The sequence below is a fragment of the Micromonospora sp. NPDC050784 genome (assembly GCF_044456765.1).
GTDB classification, from domain to species: domain Bacteria; phylum Actinomycetota; class Actinomycetes; order Mycobacteriales; family Micromonosporaceae; genus Micromonospora; species Micromonospora foliorum.
The window spans coordinates 38,152-55,418 of the sequence record NZ_JBITGG010000004.1; the positions used below are offsets into that span (position 1 = coordinate 38,152).

Annotated in this window: 14 protein-coding genes; 5 read left to right on the plus strand and 9 right to left on the minus strand. The window is 72.4% G+C overall.

The window, feature by feature from the left end; all coding sequences use genetic code 11:
• The first annotated feature begins 23 nt into the window (after positions 1–23).
• A complete protein-coding gene (locus tag ACIBD9_RS06525; RefSeq protein ID WP_396715140.1) occupies positions 24–626 on the plus strand; it encodes a TetR family transcriptional regulator in 603 nt (200 codons plus the stop codon).
• A gap of 576 nt (positions 627–1,202) precedes the next feature.
• Here the strand turns inward: ACIBD9_RS06525 and ACIBD9_RS06530 are convergent.
• The 9 genes from ACIBD9_RS06530 to ftsY form a co-directional block, all read right to left on the minus strand.
• Positions 1,203–2,282: an amidohydrolase family protein gene (locus ACIBD9_RS06530; RefSeq protein ID WP_396715142.1), complete on the minus strand. Its 1,080-nt coding sequence runs from the start codon at positions 2,280–2,282 to the stop codon at positions 1,203–1,205.
• Between the two features lie 65 nt (positions 2,283–2,347).
• Entirely contained in the window at positions 2,348–3,907 is a 1,560-nt protein-coding gene (gene ffh, locus ACIBD9_RS06535) for a signal recognition particle protein (RefSeq protein ID WP_328650570.1), read from the minus strand.
• A 114-nt stretch (positions 3,908–4,021) separates the two neighbouring features.
• Positions 4,022–4,678, minus strand: coding sequence for a response regulator transcription factor (locus tag ACIBD9_RS06540; RefSeq protein WP_124776265.1), 657 nt, complete (start codon positions 4,676–4,678; stop codon positions 4,022–4,024).
• Positions 4,675–5,838 carry a sensor histidine kinase gene (locus tag ACIBD9_RS06545; protein WP_396715145.1) on the minus strand — a complete coding sequence of 388 codons (1,164 nt, stop codon included), beginning with the start codon at positions 5,836–5,838 and terminating at the stop codon, positions 4,675–4,677. Before ACIBD9_RS06545 ends, ACIBD9_RS06540 begins: the two co-directional genes overlap by 4 nt.
• A gap of 250 nt (positions 5,839–6,088) precedes the next feature.
• Positions 6,089–8,419: a [protein-PII] uridylyltransferase gene (locus ACIBD9_RS06550; protein WP_396715147.1), complete on the minus strand. Its 2,331-nt coding sequence runs from the start codon at positions 8,417–8,419 to the stop codon at positions 6,089–6,091.
• A 17-nt stretch (positions 8,420–8,436) separates the two neighbouring features.
• Complete coding sequence (locus ACIBD9_RS06555; protein WP_172862163.1) at positions 8,437–8,775, minus strand: P-II family nitrogen regulator; 339 nt, start codon at positions 8,773–8,775, stop codon at positions 8,437–8,439.
• 25 nt (positions 8,776–8,800) lie between these two features.
• Entirely contained in the window at positions 8,801–10,213 is a 1,413-nt protein-coding gene (locus tag ACIBD9_RS06560; RefSeq protein WP_396715148.1) for an ammonium transporter, read from the minus strand.
• Between the two features lie 309 nt (positions 10,214–10,522).
• Positions 10,523–11,386 carry an aminoglycoside phosphotransferase family protein gene (locus ACIBD9_RS06565; RefSeq protein WP_196921516.1) on the minus strand — a complete coding sequence of 288 codons (864 nt, stop codon included), beginning with the start codon at positions 11,384–11,386 and terminating at the stop codon, positions 10,523–10,525.
• Between the two features lie 6 nt (positions 11,387–11,392).
• A complete protein-coding gene (ftsY, locus tag ACIBD9_RS06570) occupies positions 11,393–12,574 on the minus strand; it encodes a signal recognition particle-docking protein FtsY (protein WP_396715151.1) in 1,182 nt (393 codons plus the stop codon).
• Between the two features lie 182 nt (positions 12,575–12,756).
• On the opposite strand from ftsY, the gene ACIBD9_RS06575 reads away from it, so the two are divergent.
• From ACIBD9_RS06575 to ACIBD9_RS06590, 4 genes are all read left to right on the plus strand, one after another.
• Complete coding sequence (locus ACIBD9_RS06575) at positions 12,757–14,484, plus strand: alkaline phosphatase D family protein (protein WP_396715153.1); 1,728 nt, start codon at positions 12,757–12,759, stop codon at positions 14,482–14,484.
• 10 nt (positions 14,485–14,494) lie between these two features.
• Positions 14,495–14,935: a MarR family transcriptional regulator gene (locus ACIBD9_RS06580; protein WP_354971450.1), complete on the plus strand. Its 441-nt coding sequence runs from the start codon at positions 14,495–14,497 to the stop codon at positions 14,933–14,935.
• A 176-nt stretch (positions 14,936–15,111) separates the two neighbouring features.
• Positions 15,112–16,731 carry an MDR family MFS transporter gene (locus ACIBD9_RS06585; RefSeq protein ID WP_396715155.1) on the plus strand — a complete coding sequence of 540 codons (1,620 nt, stop codon included), beginning with the start codon at positions 15,112–15,114 and terminating at the stop codon, positions 16,729–16,731.
• Positions 16,732–16,740: 9 nt separating this feature from the next.
• Positions 16,741–17,235 carry a universal stress protein gene (locus ACIBD9_RS06590; RefSeq protein WP_238661341.1) on the plus strand — a complete coding sequence of 165 codons (495 nt, stop codon included), beginning with the start codon at positions 16,741–16,743 and terminating at the stop codon, positions 17,233–17,235.
• Positions 17,236–17,267: the final 32 nt, after the last annotated feature.

Sequence of the window (17,267 nt, forward strand, 5' to 3'; positions counted from 1 at the left end):
TGCGCCCGTAGAATTCGACCACCATGGCTACCTCGACGGGCGCCCCTCGCCAGCGGCTGCGGGACACGATCGTGGATGCCGCCCGCGCGCGGACCATCGCCGCCGGATGGGACGCGGTCCGGATGGGCGGAGTGGCCACCACGGCCGGGGTGAGCCGGCAGACCGTCTACAACGAGTTCGGTAGCAAGGCGGGCCTCGCTGAAGCGCTCGCCCGTGCCGAGGTGGACCGGTTCGTCGGCGACGTGCGCGACGCGCTGCTCGCACACGGCTCCGACGTACGGGCCGGCGCGTACGCCGCCATCGTGCGCACCCTCTCCACAGCGGCGGAAAACCCCCTGGTCAAGGCGATCCTGACCAGCGCCCGGGGCGGGTCGGACGAGCTACTGCCGTACCTCACCACCCGGGCCGAGGTGGTGCTCACCGAGGCGTCCGGCGCGCTGATCGACTGGGCCGGCGACCACCTGCCCGGAGCGGACCAGGCCGCGCTGGCGTTCGCCGCCGACACCATCGTCCGCCTGGTGGTCAGCCACATCGTGCTACCCCGCGAACCAGTCGAGCAGACCGCGACGGCCCTCGCCGACCTGGCCGTACGCCTCTTCAGCGCCGCCGCCCGCCCAGCCCTCTGACCCCCGCACCACGGGCACCCCCTGGCCCCCGCACCACGGGCACCCCTGGCCCTTCCACCATCGGCACCCCCTGGCCCTCGCACCACCGGCACCCCCTGGCCCTCGCACCACCGGCACCCCCTAAGCCCTCGCACCACGGGCACCCCTGGCCCGCGCCCGCTCGCCCCGCCCTTCCCCGGCCGCCGGCCGATGCACCCCGCACCCCGCACCCCGCACACCGCACCCCGCACCCCGCACCCCGCACCCCGCACCCCGCACCCCGCACCCCGCACCCCGCACCCCGCACCCCGCACCCCGCACCAAGATCCAAGCAACTTCCCGGATGTTGCTGCTTCCGGCTCGCAGGAGGCAGCAACATCCCTGATGTTGCCGGGATCTTCCAGATTGGTCTCGCCGCACGCCAAGATCGCGCTCGATCCTGGATGTAGTGGCATCCCCCAACGCTGAGGCCACTACATCCTGGTTCGAGCGCGATCTTGCGGCGCACACGGCGCGGCACGGCCGGGGCGGCACGGCACGGCACGACACGGCACGGCACGGCCCGGGCGACACGGCACGGCGCAGCGCTCGCGGGGGTCAGCGGATGACGCGGCCGCGGAGGATCGTGCGGGACGGGGCGCGGACGACCCGCAGGTCGCTACGGGGGTCTTCGGGGTAGACGGTCAGGTCGGCGAGGCCGCCCTCGACCAGGCCGGGGAAGCCGAGCCATTCGCGGGCGCCCCATGAGGCGGCGGCGAGTACGTCGGTGGGTGCCATGCCGGCCCGTTCGTGCAGCAGCAGCATCTCTTCGGCGGCCAGCCCGTGGTCGATGCCGCCACCGGCGTCGGTGCCCACGTAGATCGGAACCCCTGCCTCGTGCGCGGCGCGCACCACCTCGGGGAAGCCGTCGCGCAGCGCGAGCATGTGCTCGGCGTACCCGGGGAACTTGTCTCGCGCCTGCTCGGCGATGCCGCCGAAGGTGGCGATGTTGATCATTGTGGGGACCAGCGCGGTGCCCTGGCGGGCCATCTCGTCGATCAGGTCGAGACTCAGCCCGGTGCCATGCTCCACCGAGTCCACGCCGGCCCGCACCATGATCTCGACGGCCGACTCGGAGAAGGTGTGCACCGCGGCGCGTACCCCGGCGTCGTGGGCTGCCCGCACGGCGGCGGTGAGGGTGTCCACGTCCCAGGCCGGCGCCAGGTCACCGACGCCCCGGTCGATCCAGTCGCCGACCAGCTTGACCCAGCCGTTGCCGGCCCGCGCCTGCGCGGCCACCGTGGCGGCCACCTCGGTCGCGTCGACCTCCACGCCGATGTCGCGTAGGTAGCGCTTCGGTGGGGCGACATGCTGGCCCGCGCGGGCCAGTCGCGGCAGGCCCGGCTCGTCGTCGAGTTCGGGGTACGGGTACGGCGAGCCGGCGTCGCGGATCGCCAGCACCCCGGCGTCCCGGTCGGTGTGGGCCAGCTCGCGGGCCTGGTCGAGCGAGGTGATCGGGGCGCCACCTCGGGCGATGCCGATGTGGCAGTGCGCGTCGACCAGGCCCGGCAGCACGAAACCGCCGTCGACGACGGTCTCCGCACCGGGCACCGGGGTGAAGGTCACCCGGTCGCCGACCAGCCAGAGATCGCGTACCTCGTCGTCGGGGAGCAGCACGCCGCGCACATGAAGAGCCATGCGCACAGTCCTACCCGATCACTCCCCGTCGGGGGCGAGCAGGCCGCCCCCGACCGGCACGGAGGTCAGCGGGGGCGGTTGTCGCCGCCCTTGCCGAGCTTGTTGAAGTCGATCTTCGGGAGCTTGAAGCCGGGCGGCAGGCCCTGGCCGCCAGCGAGGTCGTTCGGGTCCATCCCCGGCGGGAGCTGCGGCATGCCACCCGGGAAGCCGGCGGGCATCCCGGCGCCGGCCCCGGTACGCGGACGACCGCCGCCCTTGGTGCCCTTGCGCTTGTTCTTCGGCGACTTGGTCGCCTTGCGGCGGCCACCGCCGGGCAGGCCCATCATGCCGCCCATCTGCTTCATCATCTTCTGCGCGTCGGCGAAGCGGTTGAGCAGTTGGTTGACGTCCATCACGGTGACCCCGGAACCGTTGGCGATGCGCGCCCGGCGGGAGCCGTTGATGATCTTCGGGTTGGTCCGCTCGCCCGGGGTCATCGACCGGATGATGGCGGTGACCCGGTCGAAGTGGCTGTCGTCCAGGTCGGCGAGCTGGTCCTTCATCTGCCCCATGCCGGGCATCATGGCCAGCACGTTGGCGATCGGGCCCATCCGCCGCACCGCGATGAGCTGGTCGAGGAAGTCGTCCAGGGTGAACTGCTCACCGCCCATCAGCTTGGCGGTCATCTTCTCCTTCTGATCGGAGTCGAAGGCCTGCTCGGCCTGCTCGATCAGAGTGAGGACGTCGCCCATGCCGAGGATCCGGCTGGCCATCCGGTCGGGGTGGAAGACGTCGAAGTCCTCCAGCTTCTCACCGGTGGAGGCGAACAGGATCGGCTGCCCGGTGACCTCGCGGACCGACAGCGCGGCACCACCACGGGCGTCGCCGTCGAGCTTGGAGAGCACCACGCCGGTGATGCCGACGCCGTCACGGAACGCCTCGGCGGTGCGGACGGCGTCCTGACCGACCATCGCGTCGATGACGAAGATGACCTCGTCCGGCGAGACGGCGTCGCGGATGTCGGCGGCCTGTTGCATCATCTCGGCGTCGATGCCGAGCCGGCCAGCGGTGTCGACGATGACGATGTCGCGGGCGGCGCGCTTCGCGTGCTCGATCGACGCGCGGGCCACCTGCACCGGGTCGCCGGTGCCGTTGCCGGGCTCCGGGGCGTACACCTCGACCCCGGCCCGGCCACCGAGCACCTGGAGCTGCCCGACGGCGTTGGGGCGCTGGAGGTCGGCGGCGACGAGCAGCGGCTGGTGCCCCTGGCCCTTGAGCCAGCGGGCCAGTTTGCCGGCGAGGGTCGTCTTACCGGAACCCTGGAGGCCGGCCAGCATGATCACCGTTGGCGGCTGCTTGGCGAACTGGAGCCGCCGCCCCTCGCCGCCGAGCACGGTGATCAGCTCTTCGTTGACAATCTTGATGATCTGCTGGGCCGGGTTCAGCGCCTGCGAGACCTCGGAGCTGCGGGCCCGCTCCTTGACGGCCGCGATGAAGCCCTTGACCACCGGCAGCGCGACGTCCGCCTCCAGCAGCGCGAGGCGGATCTCGCGCGCGGTGGCGTCGATGTCGGCGTCGGTGAGCCGCCCCTTGCCGCGGAGCTTGGTGAAGATCCCGGACAGGCGGTCACTCAAGGTGTCAAACACGCGAACATCCCGTTTGTCAGTGTTCCGGCGGGCACAACGCGGCCGGCACTGCGGAGTCCGGCCACCGCTAGGGTAACCGCCCGACCGTAGGGCCGCTGTCGCCCGGCCCGGGCCTCACCCCGACACCAACCCCGACTGGTACGCGAACACGACGAGCTGGGCCCGGTCCCGGGCTCCCAGCTTGCCCATCGCCCGGCTGACGTGGGTCCGCGCGGTTGCCGGGCTGACCACCAGCTGTGCGGCGATCTCCTCGTTGTTCAGGCCCTCACCGACCAGGCCGACGACCTGGCGCTCCCGATCGGTCAGCGTGTCCAGTCGGGGGTGCGGACGAAGCACCCGGGACGGCCGGGTGGCGAACTCCCGCACCACCCGGCGGGTCACCGACGGCGACAGCAGCGCCTCCCCCTCGGCGACGAGCCGGATGGCGCGCAGCAGCTCGGCCGGTCTGGTGTCCTTGGTGAGGAACCCGCTCGCACCGTGCCGCAGCGCGTCGAAGACGTACTCGTCCAGCTCGAAGGTGGTGAGCACCACCACCCGCGTACCGGTCAGGTCGGGGTCGGCGACGATACGGCGGGTCGCCTCGATGCCGTCGATACCGGGCATCCGGATGTCCATCAGCACCACGTCCGGCCGTTCCCGACGGGCCAGCTCGACCGCCCGCAGCCCGTCGGACGCTTCGCCGGCCAGCGCCAGGTCGTCCTCGCTCTCCACCAGGGCGCGCAGCCCGAGCCGGACCAGGTCCTGGTCGTCGGCGATCAGCACCCGGATCACGTGGCCGGCTCCACGGGCAGCCCGGCGTACACCCGGAACCCGCCCCCGGCGCGCGGCCCGGTGGTCAACCGCCCGCCCAGCGCCGCGACCCGCTCCCGCATCCCGGCCAGACCGTGACCACTCTCGTCGTCGGCGAGAGCCGTCCCGGCGCGGCCCGTTCCCGTCCCCCGGTCGGTGACCTCGACGGTCACCTCGTCGGCGCGGTAGTTCACGGTCACCTCCGCGCTCGCCACCCCCGCGTGCCGCAGCACGTTGGTCAGCGCCTCCTGCACCACCCGGTACGCGGCCAGGTCCACCGCGGTCGGCAGCTCCCGAGGTGCACCGACCACGCGCACCTCGACCGCGAGCCCCGCCCCGGCGAGCCGGTCGCGCAGCGCGGGGAGCCGGGCCAGGCCGGGTACCGGCTCGCGCTCGGCGCCCCGCCGCACCGCGCCCAGGGTGACCCGCAGCTCGTCCAGCGCCTCGCGGCTGGTCCGGCTGATCGCGGTCAGGGCCACCTCCGCCTGCTCCGGCCGCTTCGGCAGCAGGTGCAGGGCGATCTCCGCCTGCATGCTGATCGCGGCGAGCCCGTGCCCCACCACGTCATGCACCTCCTGCGCGATGCGCAGCCGCTCCTCGTCGGCCTGCCGCCGTGCCTGTTCGGCACGGCCGCGGGCCTCTTCGGCGCGGGTACGCGCGGCCGCCTCACGACTCACCCGTACCACCACCCCCACCGCGAACGGTACGACCACCCAGGCCGACGCGGGCAGCACTTCCGTCCAACCCGGCGCCGGCCCTCGGCCGAAGAAGACGTGCGCCAACAACAGGACGAACGCGCCACCGGCGGCGAGCGCCGCCGGGCGCACCGGCAGTCGCACCGCCACGGTGTACACCGCGACCAGGAACGTGACCAGGATCGGCCCGTACGGGTAGCCGATCAGCAGGTACGTCGAGGTGGCCACGGTGACCACGGCGAGGGTGGTCACCGGGGCGCGCCGCCGGACCAGCAGGGCCAGCGCGGCGATGGCGATCAGCACCCGACAGGCGGCGTCCACGGGCCTCGACCCCGGCTGGTTGTCCCCGGCCAGACCGGTGGCGAGCAGCCCGAACCCGAGCAGCACCAGGGCGAGCGCGGCATCCGCCGCCACCTCCGGCCACCGCCACTGCCCGCCTCGTCGCATGGCCGTCATTCTGCCCGCGTCGACGCCGCTCGACGTGCGTCCACGAGCGGCACCGCCGCTACGCCCCCGGACGTACCCCCACCCACCCCACCCCACCCCACCCCACCCTCGCCCTCGCCCTCGCCCTCGCGATCTTGCACTTTGTGTCGCCACTATGCGGCTTTTGCGCGGTAAGCGGGGACAGTAAGTGCAAGATCGACGCGGGAGTGCGGGGGCGGCGCGGGGGCGGGGCGGGGCGGGGGCGGGGCGGTTAGACGGCGGCGAGGACCGCGGCCTCCAGGCGGGCCCGGGTGGCGTCGTCCGGCCAACCGCCGACCAGATAGAAGGCGTCGACCACGTCGGCGCCGAGGGTGGAGATGCGGGCTGCGCGGACCAGGGCACCGGCCTCGTCGAGCGCACAGGCGACCCGGTAGAGCAACCCGGCGGCGTCGGCGGCGCGCAGTTCCAGCAGTACGGCGTCGGTGGCCGCCTCGCGGTGCCAGACCACTCGTGGAGCCGCGCCGCCGCCACGGCTGGCGAGCGCACGGCCACGCAGCCGTTGGGTGACCGATACGTCACCGGCGACGGCCCGACGCAGGTCGGCGCGGAGGGGGACCGGGTCCGGAGGAAGGCCGTAGCGCGGCTGCACCCGGCACTCGACCAGGGCCCGGCCGTCGACGGCGGAGGCGTCCGCGGAGATCACCTCCAGCCGGTGCAGCGCCAGGCAGCCGGCCACCGTGGCGAGCAGGCCACGCCGGTCGGCCGCCGCGACCGACACCCGGTCGCCGGTCAGGTGGACGACCGGCAGTGGCCCGGCCAGCAGCTCCGGGTCCGGGGCGGGTGGCTCGGGGAGTACGCCGGTGTCCAGCGCGGTGCGTACCCGGGCGACCAGTTCGGCGACGAGTCGGCCCTTCCAGTCGGACCAGGCCGCCGGCCCGGTCGCCGCCGCGTCGGCGCGGACCAACGCGTGCAGCACATCCAGGGTGCCGGTGTCACCGACCGCCTCGGCCACCGAGGCGATGGTGACCGGGTCGGACAGGTCCCGGCGGGTGGCCACGTCGGGCAGCAGCAGGTGCAGCCGGACCAGCTTGCCGATCAGCTCGACCTCCGGGGCGGGCAGACCGACCCTGGTGGCCACCGCCTGGGCAACCGGCACACCGACGGTGCTGTGGTCACCGGGGAGGCCCTTGCCGATGTCGTGCAGGAGAGCGCCGAGGAGCAGCAGGTCGGGGCGCTCCACCTCGCGGGCGTGCCGGCTGGCCTCGTGCGCGGTCTGCACGAGGTGCCGGTCGAGGGTGAAGCGGTGCACCGGGTTGTGCTGGGGCAGGCTGCGCAGCCGGGTCCACTCCGGCAGCCAACCGTCGACCAGCCCGTACCGGTCGCAGGTCTCCCAGGCCGGCACCAGGCCGGCACCGGCGCCGAGCAGGGTGATCAGCGCGGCCCGGGCCTCGGCCGGCCAAGGGGCCGGCAGTGGCGGGCAGTAGGCCGCCAGCCACTCGCAGGTGGCCCGCGCGATGGGGATTCGGGTCGTGGCCGACGCGGCGGCCACCCGCAGCGAGAGGCTCGGGTCGGGGCGCGCCCCGATCGCCGTACGGGCGAGCACCAGCTCGCCGTCGTGTTCGACCACGTCGCGGGCGACCGGGCGGCGGGCCGGGCGGCCGTTTCCGCCCCGGGACCGACCGGAGCGCAGCCGGTCGGCGGCCCGGAAGGCGTCGTCCAGGGCGTGGCTGACCGTGCGGGCGTCACCGGCGACCCGACGCAGCAGCGCGTCGCCGTCTTCCACGACGGCTCCAGGCCGCCTCGCGGCGTCAGACGCGCCGGGCTGGAGTTGTCGCAGGCCGAGCAGGGTGGCCACCCCGTCGCGCTCCTGGGCGACCAGCCGGTCGACCCGTCGGCCGACCTGCTGGTGCAGGGCGTCGCGGGTGTCCAACAGGCGCAGGTGGGCGGCGCGTACGGCGGGACGCAGCGCGTCGGTGATGCCGGCGGCGGAGATCGCCCGCAGCAGCCCCACGTCGCGCAGACCACCGGCGGCCTCCTTGAGGTCACCCTCCAGCAGGAACGCCAGCTCACCGTGGGCCTGCCAGCGGGCTTCGGTGACCTCCCGCAGGCCGGGCAGGTGCCGCACGGCGGTACGCCGCCAGTGGTCGGCGGCGGTGCGGATCAGCGCGTCGGCCAGCGCCTGGTCGCCCACGATCAGCCGGGCGTCGAGCAGCCCGAGGGCGACCTTGACGTCGTCCTGGGCCACCGAGAGCGCCTCGGCGACGGTGCGTACGGAATGGTCGAGCCGCAGGCCCGCGTCCCAGATCGGGTACCAGACCGAGGCGGCCAACTCGTCCGTGCCGGGCACCCCGGCGTGCACCAGCACCAGGTCGAGGTCGCCGTACGGGGCGCACTGCCGCCGACCCAACCCCCCGACGGCTAGCAGTGCCACCCCGTCCCGCGCCGGCAACAACCCTCGTAAGAAGGTGTCGTAAGCGGCGGCCCGCCCCCGCCGGGCCGCCTCCCCGATCCCCCCGGGAACCCCGACGACCTCGTTGATCAAGAGGTTCGCGTCGCCGTCGTCGGCGTTTCCTGACGCGTTCTTCTTGATCAACGAGGTCATGTCAGTCGTGGCCGAGGTCAGAGTGCGTCTAGGCCGCGTTCGCCGGTACGTACCCGGACGACCTCTTCGACACCGGTGACCCAGACCTTGCCGTCACCGATCTTGCCCGTACGGGCAGCGCCGACGATGGCGTCCACCACCTTGTCCACGTCGATCTCGTCGGTGAGCACCTCGACCCGGATCTTGGGCAGGAACTCGACCGTGTACTCGGCACCCCGGTAGACCTCGGTGTGCCCCTTCTGCCGCCCGTACCCCTGAACCTCGCTGACGGTCAGCCCGGCCACCCCGAGGGCGTGCAGGGCCTCCTTCACCGCGTCCAGCTGGTACGGCTTGATGACTGCGGTCACCAGCTTCATGTCCAACCCCTCCATCCCAGGAACGTTAACCGGCGACCTTTTCGCTTACCGGCTCGGCGGGCTCCGCCTCCGGCTTGGCACCGCTCGCCGTGCCGCCACCGGGGGTGCCGATGCCGGCCATCGCGAACGCGCTACCCGTGCCGCCGCCGGCCGGGGACAGGTCGTAGCTGCTCTCGGCGTGCTCGGCGATGTCGATGCCCTCGACCTCCGCCTCGCCCTTGACGCGGAAGCCGATCGTCTTCTCGATGACGAAGGCGAGCACCCAGGCGATGCCGAACGACCAGGCGGTGACGATCAGGCCGGCGAGGGCCTGACGCCCCAGCTGGGTCGCGCCGCCGCCGTAGAAGAGACCGTCGGAGGCGCCCACCACGTCGGTGATCGCGGCGTTGACCGAGTTGGTGGCGAAGAGGCCCAGCCAGAGCGAGCCGATCCAACCACCGACGAAGTGCACGCCCACCACGTCGAGCGAGTCGTCGTAGCCGAGCTTGTACTTGAGGCTGACGGCGAGCGCGCACACCGCGCCGGCGACGATGCCGAGCAGGACGGACGCCCACGGCGCGATGAAGCCACAGGCCGGGGTGATGGCGACCAGACCGGCGACGGCGCCGGACGAGGCACCGACCATCGTCGGCTTGCGGGTCTTGACCCACTCGACAGCGATCCAGCCGAGCACCGCCGCCGCCGTGGCGAGCTGGGTGTTGATGAAGGCGAGACCGGCGACCGAGTCGACGGTCAGCTCCGAGCCGGCGTTGAACCCGAACCAGCCGAACCACAGCAGACCCGCACCGAGCGCGACCAGCGGGATGTTGTGCGGCTTCATGCCCTCACGCGGCCAACCGAGCCGCTTACCGAGGACCAGGGCCACGGCCAGGGCCGCCGCACCGGCGTTGATGTGCACCGCGGTGCCACCGGCGAAGTCCAGTGCGTGGATGTCACCGCCGATGATGCCGCCGCCCCACACCCAGTGGGCGACCGGGAAGTAGACCAGGGTGGCCCAGCCGAAGGCGAACAGCAGCCAGCCGGCGAACTTGGCCCGGTCGGCGATGGCACCACTGATCAGCGCGACGGTGATCACCGCGAAGACCATCTGGAAGGCCATGAACACGTAGAGCGGGACCCCGATGCCGCTGGGGTTCTCCGCCGTGGCACCCCACAGGTCGGTCTCGGCGAGGAAGGTCTTGGTGCCGAGGTACGCGCCCGGGTCGCCCCAGAAACCGTTCACGTCGGCCCCGAAGGCGACGCTGAATCCGTAGAACCACCACAGAATAGAGATGAGCCCGATAGCCGAGAAGCTCATCATCATCATGTTGAGTACGCCCTTGGCCCGGTTGAGGCCGCCGTAGAACAGCGCCAGTCCGGGGGTCATGAGCAGCACGAGCGCGGTCGAAACCAGCAGCCACGTGGTATTGGCGCCGTCGATCGTCGGTGCTTCAGGCACGCTGGCCTCCTAAAGGTGAAGTCCTCCTTCGCGGCTTTCCGGGGCAGCGTCGCCCGTAGGCCGGTTGCGCGGAAGCTTCGCGGCCGGCTGTTTCACTTTGGGTCCCGTGCGGGTTTCCGTTTCGTGACGGGTTGTTTCGGACGTGTCACGAACTCCGCACAGTCAGCAGCATGGACGATTGTGGATCGACCGGACGGCGAACGTCGATGGCTGACCGGTCAGCGGCATCGACCGGTGCGCGTGCCGGGCCCGGCCGAGCAAAGGACCGGTACGGGTTACGGGCCCGGCCGGGCATCGACCGACCGGCGCTCAGCGGAGGGCGTTCTCCAGGGCGTGCCGCTCGTAGTCGAGCAGCCGCAGATCGCGCATCGGCCGGCGCAGGTGGCCCTTGTGCACGATCCGGACGAACGCCGGCTCACCGGCGGCGGCCATCCGGCGGATCCCCTCGACGTGGTCGACGATCCGTTTCCGGATGGTCCGGATCAGCCGGTGCCGGTCCCGCGGGATCAGCCCGTACGCGTCGGCGAAGAGCCGGAGGCGGCGGGGCCGGTCCGGGTGCTTCCAGCCCAGCGTGATCGAGTCGCGGTCCGCGAAGATCGGTACCCAGGTCCAGGCCGCGTACGCCACGTCGTAGATCCGCGCTCCGGGCGAGGCGAGGTCGAAGTCGATCAGCCCGAGGGTGCCGTCCGGACGCCAGATCACGTTGTGCGGCGCGGCGTCGTGGTGGCAGATCACCTCGGTGTCCGGTGGCGGGGGCCCGAACGAGCGCCAGACCGCCGACTGCGGAGGCGTGAAGCCGTACTGGGCGTCGTGGAACATCCGCAGCATGGTGGCGACGGTGACCAGGGCCTCGTCGGTCACCCAGTGCGGGGCGAGCGGATACTCTCCGCACTCCCCCTCCAGGTACGACAGCACCTCACGGTTGCGCTCGTCCATCCCGAGGGCTCGGGGGGCGCCGGTGAACCCCACGTACTCCAGGTGGCGCAGTAGCGCGTGCACGGACGGGGTCCACGGCCCGGCGTTGCGCCGGACCGTGTCACCCACGCGGACAACGGTGCTCACGTTGCCGCCGTGCAGCGGGATCTCCTGCGAAGTCACGTACGGTCTCCCGAGGCGCTGCGACGGATGGCCGGGGTCACGCCAGCCCGCGTACGCGCGATCGTCAGTGGTCACCCGAGACTACGCGTCCCGGCCGGTGGCCTCGGTCCCCAGCAACGCGTCGACGAACTGCGCCGGGTCGAACGGGGCCAGGTCGTCCTTGCCTTCGCCGAGGCCGACCAGCTTCACGGGGATGCCGAGCTTGCGCTGCACGGCGATCACGATGCCGCCCTTCGCGGTGCCGTCGAGCTTGGTCAGCACCACACCGGTCACGTTGACCACGTCGGTGAAGACCCGGGCCTGCTCCAGGCCGTTCTGCCCGGTGGTGGCGTCCAGGATGAGCAGTGTCTCGTCGATCGGGCCCTGCTTCTCCACCACGCGCTTGACCTTGGCCAGCTCGTCCATCAGGCCGACCTTGTTCTGCAGGCGGCCGGCGGTGTCGATGAGCACGGTGTCCACGCCGGTGTCGATGCCGCGCTTGACGGCGTCGAAGGCGACGCTGGCCGGGTCGGCGGCCTCGGGCCCCCGGACGGTCTCCGCGCCGACGCGCGAGCCCCAGGTCTCCAGTTGGTCGGCGGCGGCGGCCCGGAAGGTGTCCGCCGCCCCGAGCAGCACGCTGCGACCGTCGGCCACCAGCACCCGGGCGATCTTGCCGCAGGTGGTGGTCTTGCCGGCGCCGTTGACGCCGACGACCAGGACCACCGCCGGCACGCCGTCCTTGGGGGCGGTCCGCAACGAGCGGTCCAGGCTCGGGTCGAGCGCGTTGACCAGCTCGGCGGCGAGCAGTGCCCGCAGCTCGGAGGCCGAGCGGGTGCCGAGGACCCGGGTGCGCTCGCGGAGCCGGTCGACGATGTCGCGGGTGGCGTCGACGCCGACGTCGGCGGTGATGAGGCTGTCCTCGATCTCCTCCCAGACGTCCTCGTCGAGGTGGTCGCGGGCGAGCAGGCCGAGCAGGCCCTTGCCGAACACGTTCTGTGAACGGGACAGCCGCGAGCGGAGCCGGACCAGCCGCCCGGCGGTCGGCTCGGGGACCTCGACCTGCGGTGCGAGCACCGGCGGCGGCTCGACCAGGACGCCGGTGGACAGATCGGACTCCGGTGCCTCGACCGGTGGCCCGGCGAGATCCTCCTCGGCCCTGGTGTCGACCTCGGTGCGCGGCAGCGGGGGCTCGGGCCGCCGCCGCAACCGCGGCACGACCAGCCCGACTGTGCCGGCGATCAGCACACCGAGCAGGACCAGAGCGAGGACGAGATATTCGGCCATGCCGGAATCCTGTCAGATGCGGGCGGCGGCGTCCCAGCCACCGCACCCCGAGCGGTGCTCGGAGCCCCAGCCACCGCATCCCGAGCGGTGCCCGGAGCCTCAGCCACCGCACCCCGAGCGGTGCCCGGGGTCTCAGCACCGCACGCGGCCGGCGCCAGCTAACCGGCGGTAGGCTCGGCCGCATGTCCGCCGCACACCTCCTCATCGGCCCACTTCTGCGGCGAGTGGTGGACACCCGGGCGACGATCTGGGTAGAGACGGCGGCGCCCGCCGTGGTCACCGTCCGCACCGCCAGCGGCGCCACCGGCACCGCGCCCACCTTCTCGGCGTACGAGCACCACTACGCCCTCGTCGTGGTGGAGGGGCTCGCCCCGGACAGCGAGACCACCTACGAGGTGCTGGTCGACGACGAGATCGTCTGGCCGGTGCCGAGCAGCGGGTTCCCGCCGAGCGTGATCCGCACCCGCGCCGCGGACGATCGGGACCAGCCGGTCAATCTGATCTTCGGCTCGTGCCGGGAGACCACCCAGCACGCCACCACCCGCAAGCTGCCACCGGACGCCCTGGACGCGTACGCCCGGCGGTTGATGGCCGACCCGGAGTCGCACCCGCTGCCCGACCTGCTGGTGCTGCTCGGTGACCAGGTGTACGCCGACGTCACCTCGCCGACCGTGCGCCGGCTGCTGCGTCGACGGCGGCGGCGGCCGAAGGGCGCTCCGGCCGACCAGGTGGTGAGCTTCGACGAGTACACCAAGCTCTACCTGGAGTCCTGGCGTGATCCGGAGATCCGCTGGCTGCTCTCCACCGTGCCGAGCGTGATGATCTTCGACGATCACGAGATCATCGACGACTGGAACACCTCGGCGGCGTGGCGAGCCGAGGTGCGCGAGCAGCCGTGGTGGCAGGAGCGGATCGGCAGTGGGCTCGCCTCGTACTGGGTCTACCAGCACCTGGGCAACCTCTCCCCGGACGAGATCGTCGCCGATCCGGTCTTCGCGAAGGTCGCCGCCGCCGAGGACGCCACAGGCGTGCTGCGCGAGTTCGGCCACCGGGTCGACCAGGAGTCCGACCTCGCGCACGACACCGAGCGCTGGCGCGCGGTGCAGTATCAGTGGAGTTACGCACTGGACCTGGGCCGGACCCGGCTGGTCATGCTGGACAACCGGTGCAGCCGGGTGCTCGAGCCCAACAGCCGGGCGATGCTGCCCCCCGGCGAGTGGGCCTGGTTCCTCGACCAGGCGCACGGGGTCTACGACCACCTGGTGGTGGGCGCCTCACTGCCCTGGCTACTGCCGCAGGGCATCCACCACATCGAGGCGTGGAACGAGAAACTGGCGGACTCGCGCCGGCCGTGGGTGGCGCGCGGGGCGGAGAAGCTGCGCCGCGCCCTGGACCTGGAGCACTGGGCGGCCTTCCGACGGTCCTTCGAGGCGCTCGCCGAGACGTTCGCCCGCATCGGCACCGGCACGCCGCGGCAGTCCGGCGCCCGGATCGGGGCCGGCCCGGCGTACGCCCCACCGGCGTCGATCAGCGTGCTCTCCGGTGACGTGCACCACTCGTACGTGGCGCGGGCCCGGTTCGCCGACCCTGCGGTGGTCACCCCGGTGCACCAGCTCACCTGTTCGCCGATCCACAACCAGGTGCCGGCGGGCATCCGTCCGCTGATGCGGCTGGGCTGGTCGCCCGGTCCGGCCGGGGCCACCCGGGCGTTGGCCCGTTCGGCGGGCGTACGCCGACCGGGTCTGCGCTGGCGCAAGCTGGCCGGCCCGTACTTCGGCAACGCGGTGGCCACCCTGACCCATCGGGGGCGCGGGGCCGACGTGGTCATCGAGGGCACGACGAAGGACGGGCACCTACGCCCGGTGATGCGGCGTCGACTCTCCGCCAGTGGCGAGCCGGCAGCGCCGTAGTCTCTACGCCGTGGACGAGCACCTGCCGGAGCCGATCCGGGCGGTCGAGCACGAGTTGACCGCTCTGCTGCGCCGTGGCCGGGCGGTCTCCTGGGAGATCGCCCGGGAGGTGCACCCGAACCTGGAGCCGAACACCTACGGGTTGCTGCTCTGGTTGCGTCGTAGCGGGTCGATCCGGTTGACCGAGTTGGCGGCGCGGCTGGGCGTGGGCAAGGGGACGCTGAGCCGGCAGATCAACGCTTTGGAGGTCCTCGGTCTGGTTCACCGCGACCCCGATCCGAGTGACCGGCGGGCCGCGCAGATCAGCCTCACCGAGGAGGGGCAGCGCCGGTTCGACGTCGCCCGCTCGGCCCGGTTGGGCGAGTTCCTGCGCGCCCTGGACGGCTGGCCAGAACGGGACGTGGAGGAGTTCGCCCGGCTGCTCGGCCGGTTCAACGACTCCTGGCAGTAGCCGCACACCGCCAGGGACGCCTGGCAGTAGCCGTACAGGACCGGGGAATAGGGCACCGGTCCCACAAGTTGTTGCTTCAGGCAACCAAGGCATACGGTTGCCTCAGGCAACTCACAGGCGGCCCGTGCGTACCAGCCCCGCCGTTCCACCTCGACTCCGCTCGGAGGCAACAAACGATGAGCCAGGCGACAGCGCCTCCCCAGGCGACCGCCGTGACCATGACCCACCGGCAGATTCTGGAAGCACTCTCCGGCCTGCTGCTGGGCCTGTTCGTCGCGATCCTCTCCTCCACGGTCATCTCGAACGCGCTGCCGCGGATCATCACCGAACTGCACGGCGGCCAGTCCGCGTACACCTGGGTGGTGACCTCGGCCCTGCTCGCGACCACCGCGACCACCCCCATCTGGGGCAAGATGGCCGACCTGACCAGCAAGAAGACCCTGGTCCAGCTGGCCCTGGGGATCTACGTGCTGGGCTCGGTGCTCGCCGGCCTCGCCCAGGGCACCGGTGAGCTGATCGCCTGCCGGGTGCTCCAGGGCGTCGGTGCCGGCGGCCTCACCGCCCTGGCTCAGGTGATCATGGCCACGATGATCGCGCCCCGCGAACGCGGCCGCTACAGCGGCTACCTCGGCGCCGTGATGGCCGTCGGCACCATCGGCGGCCCGCTGATCGGCGGCGTGATCGTCGACACCTCCTGGCTCGGCTGGCGCTGGTGCTTCTACGTCGGGGTGCCGTTCGCCATCCTCGCGCTCATCGTGCTCCAGAAGACCCTGCACCTGCCGGTTGTCAAGCGGAAGGCCGAGATCGACTGGTGGGGCGCCACCCTGATCACCGCGGCCGTCTCGGTGCTGCTGATCTGGGTCTCGCTCGCTGGCGACCAGTTCGCCTGGGCCTCCTGGCAGACCGCCGCCATGGTCGTCGGTGCCCTGGTCCTCGGCGCGCTGGCGATCCGGGTCGAGACCCGGGCCGCCGAGCCGATGATCCCGCCGCGGCTGTTCCGCAACCGCACCATCACCCTCGCCGTCGTCGCCAGCATCGCGGTCGGTGTGGGCATGTTCGGCGCGTCGATCTTCCTGGGCCAGTACTTCCAGATCAGCCGCGGTCAGAGCCCGACCATGTCCGGTCTGATGACCCTGCCGATGATCCTCGGCCTGTTGGTCGCCTCCACGGTCATCGGGCGGGTCATCAGCAAGACCGGCCGCTGGAAGCGGTATCTGGTGATCGGTTCGGCGCTGCTCACCGTCGGCTTCGCGCTGATGGGCACCCTCCGCGCCGACACCAGCTTCACCCTGCTCAGCGTCTACATGCTGGTGATCGGCGTCGGCCTGGGCATGACCATGCAGAACCTGGTCCTCGCCGTGCAGAACACCGTCGGCCCGCACGAACTCGGCGCGGCCAGTTCGGTGGTGGCGTTCTTCCGCAGCCTGGGTGGCGCGATCGGCGTCTCCGCCCTCGGCGCGGTGCTCGCCCACAAGGTCAAGGACTACACCGCCGACGGGCTGGCCCAACTCGGCATCCCGGCGTCCAGCTCCGGCAGCGGTGGCGCCCTGCCCGACGTGCACACCCTGCCCGGCCCGCTGCGGGCCGTGGTGGAGAGCGCGTACGGCCACGGCGCCGGTGACATCTTCCTGGCCGCCGCCCCGTTCGCCCTGATCGCGCTGATCGCGGTGGCCTTCATCAAGGAGGTGCCACTGCGCCAGCACAACGGCAACCCGGTTTCCGACGAGGTCGAGCGGGAATCGACACTCGCCGCCGGGGCTGGCGCACCCGTGATCCGTACCGGCGAGCAGAGGTGAGGTAGAGCCATGGGCGTGGGAGCACCGGACCGCGAGGAGTACGGCCCCCGGACCCGACCGTTGCCCTTCGAGCGCGGCACGGACGGGCCTCGAATGATCATGGTGGGCGTCGACGGCACCCGTACCTCCGAGCGGGCCGGCTCCTACGCCGCGGGCCTGGCCCGTCGGCAGGGCGCCGCCCTGGTGGTGGTCTTCGTCAGCTCGCCGAGCGGGCTGACCGCCCTGGTGCCCGGCATGGACGCCGGCGCGGTCCAGCGCACCCACGACGAGTTGGCCGACGAGCTGCGCCGGGAGTGTCGGCGCGGCGCCGAGCAGTGGGGCATTCCGGTGACCCTGCTGGTGCGGCGCGGCGACGCGTACGCCGAGCTGCGCGCGGCGGCCGACGAGTTCCAGGCCGACATGGTGGTGGTCGGCGCCTCCGAGCAGGCCGGACACCGGCTGGTCGGCTCGGTCGCCACCCGGCTGGTCCGCGCCGGACGCTGGCCCGTCGTCGTGGTGCCCTGATAACCCGTCGCGGCGTGTCCGAGGTGCCGGGC